The sequence below is a fragment of the Pseudomonas sp. genome (assembly GCF_030147005.1).
In the GTDB taxonomy this organism is placed as follows: Bacteria; Pseudomonadota; Gammaproteobacteria; order Pseudomonadales; family Pseudomonadaceae; genus Aquipseudomonas.
The window spans coordinates 1-13,092 of record NZ_JASLAW010000120.1; the positions used below are offsets into that span (position 1 = coordinate 1).

The window sequence follows — 13,092 nt, forward strand, 5'->3', positions numbered from 1 at the left end:
CCAGAAGCAGGGCGCCGCCATGGCCGCCGAAGCGAAAAAACGCGGCTGGGACTGGAAGGACACCTATGCGGTGATCAACACCTTCAATGAACTCGACACCGGCAAGAAACGCACCGACGGCTCGATCAAATCCCTGGAAGAGGCCGGCATCCCCAAGGACCACATCCTCACCGCCGCGCTTAAAACCCTCGACGTGCCAGGCAGCATGGACGCCACCAACTCGGCGCTGGTCAAACTGCCCAGCGGCGCGAAAAACCCGATCATCGGCGGCATGAACGACAACACCGTGCTGGGCGGCGTACGCGCTACCGAAAGCGCCGGCTTCAAGGCCGCCAACGTGATTGGCATTGGCATCAATGGCACCGACGCCATCGGCGAATTGAAGAAAGCCGACAGCGGTTTCTTCGGCTCGATGCTGCCCAGCCCGCATATCGAGGGCTACAACACCGCGCTGGCGATGTATGAGTGGGTCACCACCGGCAAGGAGCCGGCAAAATACACTGCCATGGACGAAGTGACCCTGATCACCCGCGCCAACTTCCAGGAAGAACTGACCAAAATCGGCCTGTGGAAATGACCGGCGCGGCCTTGCGTTTCAACGGTATCGGCAAAGAGTTTCCCGGTGTGAAAGCCCTGGCGCAGATCAGCTTTGAAGCGCGGCCGCACTCGGTGCATGCGCTGATGGGGGAGAACGGCGCGGGCAAGTCGACGCTGCTGAAAATCCTCGGCGGCGCTTACATCCCCAACAGTGGCACGCTGCAGATCGGCGAACAGACCATGGCTTTCAAGAGCGCCGCCGACAGCATCGCCAGCGGCGTCGCGGTGATCCACCAGGAGTTGCACCTGGTGCCGGAAATGACCGTCGCCGAAAACCTGTTCCTCGGGCATTTACCGTCGCGTTTCGGCGTGGTCAACCGGGGCTTGCTGCGCCAGCAAGCCCTGGCGTGCCTCAAAGGCCTGGCCGATGAAATCGACCCCCAGGAAAAGCTCGGGCGCCTGTCCCTGGGCCAGCGCCAATTGGTGGAAATCGCCAAGGCGCTGTCCCGTGGCGCCCATGTGATCGCCTTCGACGAGCCGACGAGCAGTTTGTCCGCCCGTGAAATCGAGCGTTTGATGGCGATCATCACGCGCCTGCGCGATGAGGGCAAAGTGGTGCTCTACGTGTCGCACCGCATGGAAGAAGTGTTCCGCATCTGCGACGCGGTGACGGTATTCAAGGATGGCCGCTTTGTGCGCACCTTCGACGACATGGCGACGCTGACCCACGACCAGTTGGTGACCTGCATGGTCGGCCGCGATATCCAGGACATCTACGATTACCGGCCGCGTGAACGGGGCGACGTGGCGCTTGAGGTCGACGGGCTGCTGGGCCCCGGCTTGCGCGAGCCGCTGAGTTTTCACGTGCATAAAGGCGAAATTCTCGGCCTGTTCGGTTTAGTCGGCGCAGGGCGTACCGAGCTGCTGCGCCTGCTCAGCGGCCTTGAACGCAAAACGGCGGGGCACTTGCAACTCTGCGGAGAAAACCTGCACCTGCGCTCGCCGCGCGATGCCATCGCCGGCGGTGTGCTGTTGTGCCCCGAAGACCGCAAAAAGGAGGGCATCCTCCCGCTCGCCAGCGTTGCCGAGAACATCAACATCAGTGCGCGTGGCGCCCATGCGGCATTTGGCTGGCTGTTGCGCGATCGCTGGGAGAAGGGTAACGCCGACACCCAGATCAAAGCGCTCAGAGTGAAAACGCCGAACGCTGAACAGAAGATCATGTACCTGTCCGGCGGCAACCAACAGAAAGCCATTCTGGGTCGCTGGCTGTCGATGCCGATGAAGGTGCTGCTGCTGGATGAGCCCACTCGCGGTATCGACATCGGCGCCAAGTCGGAGATCTATCAGATCATTCACAACCTCGCGGCGCAGGGCGTTGCCGTGATCGTGGTGTCCAGCGACCTGATGGAAGTGATGGGCATTTCCGACCGCATCCTGGTGATGAGCGAAGGCACCCTCACCGGCGAACTGCCCCGCGAACAGGCGGATGAAGCACGGCTGTTGCAACTGGCACTCCCGCGTACGCGGGCTTGAAGAATTCGAGGGCACGGGTATGTCTCAGGTAAAAACTGCAAAAGGCTTCTGGCCGGGTTTCAACCAACGCAAATTCCTGGATGACTGGGTGATGCTGTTGGCGGCACTGGGCATCTTTGTGCTCAGCGCGCTGTTTATCGATAACTTCCTCTCGCCGCTGAACATGCGCGGGCTGGGCCTGGCGATCTCAACGGTGGGCATTGCCGCATGCACCATGCTGTTCTGCCTCGCGTCGGGGCACTTCGACTTGTCGGTGGGCTCGGTGATCGCCTGCGCTGGCGTGGTGGCGGGGATCGTGATCCGCGACACCGACAGCGTGGCGCTCGGCGTGTCGGCAGCCCTGGCCATGGGCCTGGTGGTAGGCCTGATCAACGGCATCGTCATCGCCAAGCTGCGCATCAACGCACTGATCGCGACATTGGCGACCATGCAAATCGTGCGTGGCCTGGCCTACATCTTCTCCAACGGCAAGGCGGTGGGGGTGATGGATGAGCGCTTCTTCGTGTTCGGTAACGGCCAGCTGATGGGCGTGCCGGTGCCGATCATTATTACCGTGTTGTGCTTTGTGTTCTTTGGCTGGCTGCTCAACTACACCACCTATGGGCGCAACACCATGGCGATTGGCGGCAACCAGGAAGCGGCGCTGCTGGCCGGGGTGAACGTTGATCGCACCAAGATCATCATCTTTGCCGTGCACGGCCTGATCGGCGCACTGGCCGGAGTGATCCTGGCCTCGCGCATGACGTCGGGCCAGCCGATGATCGGCCAGGGTTTCGAGCTGACGGTGATCTCGGCGTGCGTGCTGGGCGGGGTGTCGTTGAGCGGCGGGATTGGCATGATTCGCCACGTGATTGCCGGGGTGTTGATTCTGGCGATCATTGAGAACGCGATGAACCTGAAGAACATCGACACGTTTTATCAGTACGTGATTCGTGGTTCGATCCTGCTGCTGGCGGTGATCATCGACCGCATGAAGCAACGCTAAAGGCATGCTCTAAAGAACACTGAAAATCCACATTTGGATCTGCGCTGTGCTGAGATTCAGGGTTTGCCATAATGGCGCCGTTTTCGTACTTCTCAAAAGGCCCGATATGCTGGAAAACGCCCTCACCCCCGTCAAAGACACCGCCCCAACCGGCACCCAGACCCTGCTGCGCGGCCTGGGCGTGGTGCAAGCGGTGGCGGCGGGCGCGCGGGATCTCAAGGAGATTGCCAGGCGCATCGGCACCACCCGCAGCACCACGCACCGCCTGGCCAGTTGCCTGGTGGAGGAGCGCTACCTGCGCGTGGTGCCGCAAGTGGGTTACCTGCTGGGGCCGAAGCTGATCGAATTGGGGTTCCAGGCGCGCGAAGAGTTGCCGTTGGTCAACCTCGCGGTGCCTTACCTGGACGAGTTGTCGGCCCTCACCGGCGACACCATCCACTTGGCGATTCGCGAGTACGACGAGGTGCTCTACCTGCACAAGAACCCCGGCCGCAATGGACCGGAAATGCGCTCACGCGTGGGCCATCGCATGCCGTTGGCGCGCACCGGCATCGGCAAGGCGCTGATGCTTGATGACAGCGTGCAGGAGTGGCAGCGCCTGTACGAAGCCAGCCTGCCGGCGGGCGGCAAAAACCTGCAATGGCCGCAGCACCCCGAGCAGTCCTGGGCACAGTTCGAGCAGCGCATGCATGAATACGTGGTGGGCGGTTATGCGTTCGATCTGGAAGACAACGAACCGTCGATTCGTTGCGTCGCGGCACCGGTGCGCGATGCCAGCCGGCGAATCGTCGCCGGCATCAGCATCGCCAGTACCGTGCCCTACATGCCGCTGGAGAAAATGGCCGAGCTGATCCCCGTAATCAAACAGGTCGCGGCTCGGCTCTCGGCGCAGCTGGGCGCGAAGGCCTGATCAGGCCTTCAGGGTCGCCATGTCGATGACGAAGCGATATTTCACATCACCGGCGATCATGCGCGTGTAAGCCTCGTTGATCTGGCGGATGTCGAGCATCTCGATGTCGCAGGTGATGCCATGCTCGGCGCAGAAATCCAGGACTTCCTGGGTTTCGGCAATGCCGCCGATCAGCGAACCGGCCAGCACTTTACGGCCCAATACCAACTTGGCGGCATTGACGGGCGGGTCCACCGGCTCGATCAGGCCGACCAGGATATGCACGCCGTCAAAGCGCAGTACATCGAGGTAGGGGTTCACGTCGTGCTGCACCGGGATGGTGTCGAGCAGGAAGTCGAAATGCCCGGCGGCGGCTTTCATCTGCTCGGCATCGGTGGACACGATCACGTGGTCGGCGCCCTGGCGACGACCTTCTTCGGCTTTGCTCGCCGAGCGGGTGAACAGCGTCACTTCGGCGCCCATGGCCTTGGCGAACTTGATACCCATATGGCCCAGGCCGCCCATGCCGAGAATCCCGACCTTGTCGCCAGCCTTTACGCCATAGTGCTTGAGCGGCGAGTAGGTGGTGATGCCCGCGCAGAGAATCGGCGCGGCGCTGGCCAGGTCGAGCTTGGCCGGGATCTTCACCACAAAGTGCTCGCTGACCACGATGCTGTCGGAGTAACCGCCCATGGTGTTGCTGCCGTCCACGCGGTCCGGGGTGGCGTAGGTCATGGTCGGGCCTTCGAGGCAGTATTGCTCGAGGTCCGACTGGCAGGCTTCGCAATGGCGGCATGAGTCGACCATGCAGCCCACACCGACCAGATCGCCCACCTTGTGCGCGGTGACGCTGGCGCCGACGGCGGTGACTTTACCGACGATTTCGTGACCGGGCATCAGCGGGTAAACGGCGATGCCCCATTCGTTGCGCGCCTGGTGGATATCGGAGTGGCACACGCCGCAGTAGAGAATCTCGATGGCCACGTCATCGGCGCGCGGGCTGCGGCGTTCAAACGACATGGGGGCGAGGGGAGTGGTGGCCGACTGGGCGGCGTAACCGATGGCGGTGTACATGGGGTAAACCTCGCAAAACAATGAAAAGTGAGGTGGATCATTCTGCGTGCCGAGCGAGCGGGCGGCCATGGCGATTGCTCCGAGTCTCATGCCTATTCGTCCGGGAGTGCCCAGTGTTTGGATGCATCCGCTGCCAGACCTGCGATGATGTTCTCATCCCTTTTTCGCGAAGTTTTTTGCCATGTTGTTGACCCGCCATCTCGACGCCAATGCCACGCTGGTTTCCTTGATTGAAGGGCTTGCGTCCCGTGACGGTTTCTCCCCGACTCATCTGCCCGGTGTAAAAGTGTTGCGCGCCAGTTGCGACGTGGCGCGCGGGCCGCAGATCTACGAGCCGAGCCTGATGTTCGTGGCCCAGGGGAGCAAGGTCGCCTATCTGGGCCCGCGTACGCTGGAGTACGGCGCCGGGCATTATCTGATCCAGGCGATGCCCGTACCGTTTGAATGCGAGACCTTCGCCATGGCCCCCGGCGCGCCGTTGTTGGGCGTGACCGTGGGCATTGATCGGGTGGTGCTGGGTGAGTTGGTGATGGCCATGGGCATGCAGGCCGGGCCATCGCCGGCTGCGCAGACCCTGGCGTCGATGAGTTCGGTGGTGCTCGATGACGCCATGCGCGGGTGCGTCGAACGGCTGTTGCAGTGCCTGCACGATCCGCTGGAAAGCCGGATCATGGGCCCGGCGCGGGTGCGCGAATTACTGTTCACCGCGTTACGCGGCCCACAGGCTGATGTGTTGCGCGCATTGGTGGAACAGCAAGGGCAGTTTTCACGAATCGCGACCTCGCTGAACCACCTTCACGCGCATTTCGCCGAACCGCTGAATATCGAGACGCTGGCCGGTTTTGCGCACATGAGTGCGTCGACCTTTCACGAACACTTCAAGCGCTGCACGTTGTTGTCGCCGGTGCAGTATCTCAAGCGCTTGCGGTTATTGAAGGCGCAGCAGTTGCTGCTGGTTGACGGCATGGGCGTGGCGCAGGCGGCGCATAGCGTGGGGTATCAGAGTACGTCGCAGTTCAGTCGCGAATATAAACGCTACTTTTTGCGTAACCCTGGTGAAGAGCGGGTGGCGTAAATCTCATTGATTCAACCCGGTCAAGTGGAGCTGGCTCGCCTGCGGTGTGGTCTATCAGGTGGCTGATGCAGCTGACCCGCAGCTATCGCAGCATGGTATTTACACATCTACGGGCGGCGGTGAAACCTGTGGCGAGGGAGCTTGCTCCCGTGGCTGTCGGGTAGCCTATATCTCTCTGACTGATGCTCCTCGATCCAAATGTGTGCGGGCTTGCCTGCGATGCATCACCTCGGTGTAACGAATACACCGAGGTGGTGCATCGAGTGGCCGTTAACTGAACAACGGCTATGTACTCGGATCAATCCAGCACCCTGGTGGCAGTCAGGCCGCCTTCGCAGGCAAGCCAGCTCCCACATTTGGATCGCGGGCGTCCGTTGGCAAGGCGTCGACTGCCCTGCCGTCACGGGAGCAAGCTCCCTCGCCACGGGGTCGGTGTCGCACCCCAATGTTGTGTTGATAGCTATCGCAGGCAAGCCAGCTCACACACTTGGATCGCGGGGCGTCCGTTGGCTAGGCGTCGACTGCGCTGCCGTCACGGGAGCAAGCTTACTCGCCACAGGTTCAGTGTCGCACCCCGACGTTGTGTTGATAGCTATCGCAGGCAAGCCAGCTCACACATTTGGATCGCGGGGCGTCCGTTGGCTAGGCGTCGACTGCGCTGCCGTCACGGGAGCAAGCTCCCTCGCCACGGGGTCGGTGTCGCACCCCGACGTTGTGTTGATAGCTATTGCAGGCAAGCCAGCTCACACATTTGGATCGCGGGGCGTCCGTTGGCTAGGCGTCGACTGCGCTGCCGTCACGGGAGCAAGCTCCCTCGCCACGGGTTCGGTGTCGCACCCCGACGTTGTGTTGATAGCTATTGCAGGCAAGCCAGCTCCCATATTCGATTTGTGTCGACCATAAAAAAAGGCTCCCGATCCGGGAGCCTTTTTGGGGCAGGCAGTTGGCTTACATATTCGGGTAAGTCGGCCCACCCGCACCTTCCGGTGTCACCCAGGTGATGTTCTGCGAAGGGTCCTTGATGTCACAGGTCTTGCAGTGCACGCAGTTCTGGGCGTTGATCTGGAAGCGTTTCTCGCCGTCTTCCTTGGTAATAACTTCATATACGCCGGCCGGGCAATAGCGCTGCGCCGGTTCATCGTAGAGGGGCAGGTTGGTGCCGATCGGGATGCTCGGGTCCTTCAGCTTCAAGTGGCACGGCTGTTCTTCTTCGTGGTTGGTACCGGAAATGAACACCGAGCTCAGCTTGTCGAAGCTCAGCTTGCCGTCGGGTTTGGGGTAGTCGATCTTCTGGCTGTCTTTGGCCAGCTTGAGGCAGGCGTAGTCCGGCTTGGTGTCGTGCAGGGTGAACGGCATCTTGCCGCCGAGGATGTTCTGGTCGAACCAGTTGAAACCCGCACCGAGGATCGGACCGAACTTGTGCATCGCCGCGCCGAAGTTACGGCTGGCGAACAGCTCTTCGTAGAGCCAGCTGGCTTTGAAGCCCTCAACGTAATTGGTCAACTCGTCGCCACCTTCGGACTCTGCCAACAGGCGCTCGGCCACAGCGTCGGCCGCGAGCATGCCGGACTTCATCGCGGTGTGGCTGCCTTTGATTTTGGCCACGTTCATGGTGCCCAGGTCGCAACCGATCAACGCGCCGCCCTTGAACACCATCTTCGGCAGCGAATTGATACCGCCCTTGGCCAAGGCGCGGGCACCGTAGCTGACGCGCTTGCCGCCTTCGAGGTATTGGGCCAGCACCGGGTGATGCTTGAGACGCTGGAATTCGTCGAACGGCGACAGGAAAGTGTTGCTGTAGGACAGGTCGACGATCAGGCCCACGACCACCTGGTTGTTTTCCAGGTGATAAAGGAACGAGCCACCGGTGTTTTCGTTGCCCATGATATCCAGCGGCCAGCCGGCGGTGTGCACCACCAGACCCGGTTGATGCTTGGCGGGGTCGATTTCCCAGATTTCCTTGAGGCCGATGCCGTAATGCTGGGTGTCGGCGTCGCTGTCCAGGTTGAAGCGCTTGATCAGTTGCTTGCCGATATGCCCACGGCAACCTTCGGCGAACAGCGTGTATTTGCCGCGCAGTTCCATGCCAGGGGTGTAGACGCCTTCTTTCGGCTTGCCCTCACGGTCGACGCCGAGGTCGCCGGTGATGATCCCGCGGACCACTCCGTTCTCGTCGAACAGCGCCTCCTGGGCGGCGAAGCCTGGGTAGACTTCCACACCCAGGTTCTCGGCCTGCTGAGCAAGCCAGCGGCACAGGTTACCCAGGGAGATGATGTAGTTGCCTTCGTTGTGCATGGTCTTGGGCACAAAGAAGTCAGGCACCTTGGTGGAGGCTTCGGGGCTACGCAGTACATAGATGTCATCGCGCACCACGGGGGTGTTGAGCGGGGCGCCGAGGGCTTTCCAGTCCGGGAACAGCTCGTTCAGCGCGCGCGGTTCGAACACGGCACCGGAGAGGATATGCGCGCCCACTTCAGAGCCTTTCTCGACCACGCAGACGCTGATTTCCTTACCGGCTTCGGCGGCCTTCTGCTTCAGTCGGCAGGCGGCGGACAGGCCAGCGGGGCCGGCGCCGACGATGACCACGTCGAATTCCATGTATTCGCGTTCCACAGGCTATCTCCTACTCAAGGCTCAACAGGCTTTTTTTCTAATGTGGAGGTTCGGTGATGTCTTCCCGCACCGGCAAGATCCACCTTTCTCTCTAGGTGGCGCATTATATCTACACCACTGGCAGCGTCCAATACAAACGTTTGTTTGAATTGCCCGCAGGCTAGGTAAATCAAAGCAACGCGGCTTATGACTGACCATTTTGCCGTATTGACCAGAATAGGTGTTCCGGTCAATATACGGTCGGTTTTGCGCTGACCGTAGGCAGACTGCAGGTTTCAAGAGTACGTCCAAAGGCAAGACAGGTGACGCGCGCCTCGCGATGGCGCGCAGTTTACACGCTGCGATAAAGAATGACTTCTCAGTCACCCCTGACGAACGGTCGTCACTTCCCCATCGCTGAGTCATCCGCCGACGTTTTTGGAGGTGCCCTTGTGTGCCGATGAGCATCAACCGCCAGGTTCGCCTAGGCGACTTTCTTTTCACCGGAGAGTAACGAGGAATCCATGAAGGTTCTTGTAGCTGTCAAACGCGTTGTCGATTACAACGTGAAAGTTCGCGTCAAGGCGGACAATTCCGGCGTCGACCTTGCTAACGTCAAGATGTCGATGAACCCATTCTGTGAAATCGCCGTGGAAGAAGCCGTACGCCTGAAAGAGAAAGGCGTGGCGACTGAGATCGTCGTGGTTTCCATCGGCCCGACCACCGCCCAGGAGCAGTTGCGTACCGCGCTGGCACTGGGTGCCGACCGCGCCATCCTCGTCGAGTCCGCTGAAGAGCTGACCTCCCTGGCCGTGGCCAAGTTGCTCAAGGCCGTTGTCGACAAGGAGCAGCCTCAGTTGGTGATCCTTGGCAAACAAGCCATCGACAGCGACAACAACCAGACCGGCCAGATGCTGGCTGCACTGACCGGTTACGGCCAGGGCACCTTCGCTTCCAAAGTGGAAGTGAGCGGCGACAAGGTTGAAGTGACCCGTGAAATCGACGGCGGCGCGCAGACGGTTTCCCTGAAACTGCCGGCTATCGTCACCACCGACCTGCGTTTGAACGAGCCGCGCTACGCGTCTCTGCCAAACATCATGAAAGCCAAGAAGAAGCCTCTTGAAGTGCTGACTCCGGACGCTTTGGGCGTTTCCACCGCCTCCACCAACAAGACCGTCAAGGTTGAAGCGCCGGCTGCACGCAGCGCGGGCATCAAGGTCAAGTCGGTGGCTGAACTGGTCGAGAAACTGAAAAACGAAGCGAAGGTGATCTGATCATGACTATCCTCGTAATCGCCGAACACGATAACAAGGTGCTGGCTCCGGCTACCCTGAACACCGTGGCCGCCGCCGTTAAAATCGGTGGCGACATCCACGTACTGGTCGCAGGCCAGGGCGCTGGCGTGGTGGCTGAAGCCGCTGCCAAAATCGCAGGCGTGAGCAAAGTCCTGAACGCTGACAGTGCCGCCTATGCACATCAGCTGCCGGAAAACGTTGCTCCGCTGGTAGCCGAGCTTGGCGCCGGCTACAGCCACATCCTGGCGGCCGCTACCTCCAACGGCAAAAACATCCTGCCACGCGTTGCCGCGCAGCTGGACGTTGACCAGATCTCCGAGATCATCTCGGTTGAAAGCGCCGATACCTTCAAGCGCCCGATCTACGCCGGTAACGCCATTGCTACCGTACAGTCCAACGCTGCGGTCAAGGTCATCACCGTACGCGCCACCGGTTTCGACCCGGTTGCCGCTGAAGGGGGTTCGGCTGCTGTTGAAGCCGTTGCTGCCGCCCACGACGCTGGCACGTCCAGCTTTGTTGGCGAAGAGCTGGCCAAGTCCGACCGCCCGGAGCTGACCGCTGCCAAGATCGTGGTTTCCGGCGGGCGTGGCATGCAGAACGGTGACAACTTCAAGCACCTGTACGCCCTGGCCGACAAGCTGGGCGCAGCGGTTGGCGCCTCGCGCGCGGCCGTCGACGCAGGTTTCGTACCCAACGACATGCAGGTCGGCCAGACCGGCAAGATCGTTGCGCCACAGCTGTACATCGCCGTCGGTATCTCCGGCGCGATCCAGCACTTGGCCGGTATGAAAGACTCCAAGGTGATCGTTGCGATCAACAAGGATGAAGAAGCACCGATCTTCCAGGTGGCTGATTATGGCCTGGTGGCGGACTTGTTCGAAGCCATCCCCGAGTTGGAGAAGCTGGTCTAATCCAGTCGCTTCACTTATAAAGAGCCCGGTCTTGTGACCGGGCTTTTTTTTGACTTGTGGGAGCACCTCGCCATGCCATTGCGTCCTTTGATCCTGCTGCTGGGCCTTACGCTGCTGCCGGCCTTGTCGCTGGCGGCCGGCAAATGCGAGCGCCTGGTGATCACCGGCAGCCCGGATGCACCGCCGTTGCTGTGGCGCGACCCGCAGGACCCGACTCACCTGATCGGCGCCACCGCCGATGTGTTGCACCAGGTGGCCAAGGACCTGGGCGTGAAAATCGAGCTGCTTTACGGCGGCAAGCGCGCTCTGGCCCTGGACGAAGTGCGCAGCGGACGCATGGATATCCTCGCCGATGCGCCCTTGAATGTCGGCGAGCTGGAAACCCTGGACTACATACACCCGGCCTTGATGCAGATCGATTATCTGGTCTGGACGCGCAAGGACTCGCCCCTGGTCTACAGCACCGCTGCCGACTTGCATGGCCACAAGGGCGCCACTTCGGAGCGCGCACGCTTGAGTGCCGGGTTCGAAACCTTTGCCGGCCAGCAACTGACCCTGCAGCGTCTGCCCAGCCTGACGCCGGCGTTTCAGAAGCTGTTGCTGGGGGAGGTGGATTATGTGCTCGCCAGTCGCTATTCCGGCATGGCCATGGCCCAGACCCTGGGCATGAACAATGACTTGGTCGCGCGCGAAATACCCATCGACCAGCCTGGCCTGTACCTGGCGATTTCCCACAACTCGGCCTGCAATGATCCGTGGCTGCGCGGACAGCTGGCTAAAAAGATGACAGAATTGCCCGCGTCCGGTGTGGCGGAAACCGCGTTGCAGCGCAATATCGAGCGCTGGAAGGCGCAATTGCAACAACCCGTCGGCACCCCAACAAAGTAGGGATTTTCAGTGACTCTTCGACCTCTTTTCGCGGCTCTGGCCGTTGTCGCGCTGGCGGGATGTGCAACCGATCCTGCGCCGACTGAACAAATGCGCCTGACCCAGCAAGCCCTGGAGCAAGCCAACGCGGTCGGCGCCAATACCGATGAATCGCCCGAGCTGAAACTGGCCGAAGACAAATTTGCCAGAGCCCAGTCCAACATGGCCGACCAGTCCTATAAACACGCGCGCATGCGTGCCGAACAGGCTGAATTGGATGCGCGTCTGGCCGAGGCCAAAGTGCTGACTGGCAAGAGCCAGGAACAATTGAACGTGGTCAACACCCGCATCGCCCGTCTGCGCAAGCAATTGCGGTTGGGAGAAGCCCAATGATCCGTGGTTTGAGTGTTGTATTACTGCTCAGCGGCGCGGCCCTGGGCGGCTGCGCCAGCCAGCCGGACAGCGAGCAGGCATTGCAACAGGCCGGTGGCGACTTCCAGTTGGTCAAGGAAGACGCCAATGTATTGCGTTTCGCGCCAAAGGATGTGATCCGCGCCGGAGAGTCCCTGGCGCGTGCCGATCGTTTGTCCAGCTACTGGGGCAGCGGCGCCGATGTAGCGCATTACGCCTACCTGAGCCAACGCTACAGTGCCATCGCCCGTGAGCACGCCGAGCAAGGCCTTAACGCCGAGCGCCTTGCCAAACTCGAATTGGAGCGCCAGCGCCTGCAACTGGCGTTGCGTGAGAGCAAGCTGGCCAGCGTGCAGCAGCAAGGCAAGTGGGTCGAACAGCAAATCGCCAGCCTGACCACCCAGACCGACCGTGGCCTGGTGATGACTTTGGGTGACGTACTGTTCGATACCGGCGAAGCAGAGCTGCAGAACTCGGCCAACCGCACGGTGTTCAAAATCGTGCAGTTCCTGCAACTGAACCCCAAGCGCAAGGTGCGTATCGAGGGCTACACCGATGACACCGGCGGCGAACGCGACAACCTGAACCTGTCCCATGACCGCGCTCAATCGGTAGCAGATTTGCTGATCGACCTTGGGATCGACGAAAAACGCATTCAGGTCGAGGGGTATGGCGATAAATACCCGGTGGAGGCCAACGCTTCCGAACGTGGCCGCGCGCAGAACCGTCGTGTGGAAATCGTGTTCTCCGACGAAAAAGGCCAACTGGGCGCTGCGCGCTAAGCGCCAGGTTCAGATCAACATGTGGGAGGGGGCAAGCCCTAATGCCAGTCAGTTAAGGAGGAGCGCTTTACCGTGGCGAGGGAGCTTGCTCCCGCTGGACTGCGCAGCAGTCCCATTTTCTGGGGTCGCTTCGCGGCC

The 13,092-nt window shown here is 61.0% G+C and carries 11 protein-coding genes and 1 pseudogene; 10 read left to right on the forward strand and 2 right to left on the reverse strand.

The annotated features are described in order from the left end of the window. From Q1V60_RS10705 to Q1V60_RS10720, 4 genes and pseudogenes are all read left to right on the forward strand, one after another. Positions 1-577, forward strand: a pseudogene (locus Q1V60_RS10705) (arabinose ABC transporter substrate-binding protein); the annotation flags it as partial. Beyond that, positions 574-2,073, forward strand: coding sequence for an L-arabinose ABC transporter ATP-binding protein AraG (araG, locus tag Q1V60_RS10710; RefSeq protein WP_300630100.1), 1,500 nt, complete (start codon positions 574-576; stop codon positions 2,071-2,073). The pseudogene Q1V60_RS10705 and the gene araG, both read left to right, overlap by 4 nt. Before the next feature lie 19 nt (positions 2,074-2,092). Continuing rightward, the gene (araH, locus tag Q1V60_RS10715; protein ID WP_300630101.1) at positions 2,093-3,058 is read left to right on the forward strand and encodes an L-arabinose ABC transporter permease AraH; all 966 of its coding nucleotides are present in this window, start codon (positions 2,093-2,095) and stop codon (positions 3,056-3,058) included. 106 nt (positions 3,059-3,164) lie between these two features. Further along, positions 3,165-3,968: an IclR family transcriptional regulator gene (locus tag Q1V60_RS10720; protein ID WP_300630103.1), complete on the forward strand. Its 804-nt coding sequence runs from the start codon at positions 3,165-3,167 to the stop codon at positions 3,966-3,968. Here Q1V60_RS10720 and Q1V60_RS10725 read toward each other — a convergent pair whose 3' ends face one another. Continuing rightward, positions 3,969-5,021: an NAD(P)-dependent alcohol dehydrogenase gene (locus tag Q1V60_RS10725; RefSeq protein ID WP_300630105.1), complete on the reverse strand. Its 1,053-nt coding sequence runs from the start codon at positions 5,019-5,021 to the stop codon at positions 3,969-3,971. A gap of 181 nt (positions 5,022-5,202) precedes the next feature. Between Q1V60_RS10725 and Q1V60_RS10730 the strand changes: the two genes are divergently transcribed. Next, entirely contained in the window at positions 5,203-6,096 is an 894-nt protein-coding gene (locus tag Q1V60_RS10730) for an AraC family transcriptional regulator (RefSeq protein WP_300630107.1), read from the forward strand. Between the two features lie 948 nt (positions 6,097-7,044). Here the strand turns inward: Q1V60_RS10730 and Q1V60_RS10735 are convergent. Continuing rightward, positions 7,045-8,709, reverse strand: a complete 1,665-nt coding sequence (locus Q1V60_RS10735; RefSeq protein WP_300630108.1) for an electron transfer flavoprotein-ubiquinone oxidoreductase — start codon at positions 8,707-8,709, stop codon at positions 7,045-7,047. Between the two features lie 503 nt (positions 8,710-9,212). On the opposite strand from Q1V60_RS10735, the gene Q1V60_RS10740 reads away from it, so the two are divergent. From Q1V60_RS10740 to Q1V60_RS10760, 5 genes are all read left to right on the forward strand, one after another. Beyond that, positions 9,213-9,962 carry an electron transfer flavoprotein subunit beta/FixA family protein gene (locus Q1V60_RS10740; RefSeq protein ID WP_300630109.1) on the forward strand — a complete coding sequence of 250 codons (750 nt, stop codon included), beginning with the start codon at positions 9,213-9,215 and terminating at the stop codon, positions 9,960-9,962. Positions 9,963-9,964: 2 nt separating this feature from the next. Continuing rightward, entirely contained in the window at positions 9,965-10,894 is a 930-nt protein-coding gene (locus tag Q1V60_RS10745; protein WP_300630111.1) for an FAD-binding protein, read from the forward strand. 72 nt (positions 10,895-10,966) lie between these two features. Then, on the forward strand, positions 10,967-11,782 hold the full coding sequence (locus Q1V60_RS10750; RefSeq protein WP_300630112.1) for a transporter substrate-binding domain-containing protein: 816 nt from the start codon (positions 10,967-10,969) through the stop codon (positions 11,780-11,782). A 9-nt stretch (positions 11,783-11,791) separates the two neighbouring features. Continuing rightward, positions 11,792-12,154 carry a DUF4398 domain-containing protein gene (locus tag Q1V60_RS10755; protein ID WP_300630114.1) on the forward strand — a complete coding sequence of 121 codons (363 nt, stop codon included), beginning with the start codon at positions 11,792-11,794 and terminating at the stop codon, positions 12,152-12,154. Next, positions 12,151-12,954, forward strand: coding sequence for an OmpA family protein (locus Q1V60_RS10760; RefSeq protein WP_300630115.1), 804 nt, complete (start codon positions 12,151-12,153; stop codon positions 12,952-12,954). Before Q1V60_RS10755 ends, Q1V60_RS10760 begins: the two co-directional genes overlap by 4 nt. The last annotated feature ends 138 nt before the right edge of the window (positions 12,955-13,092 follow it).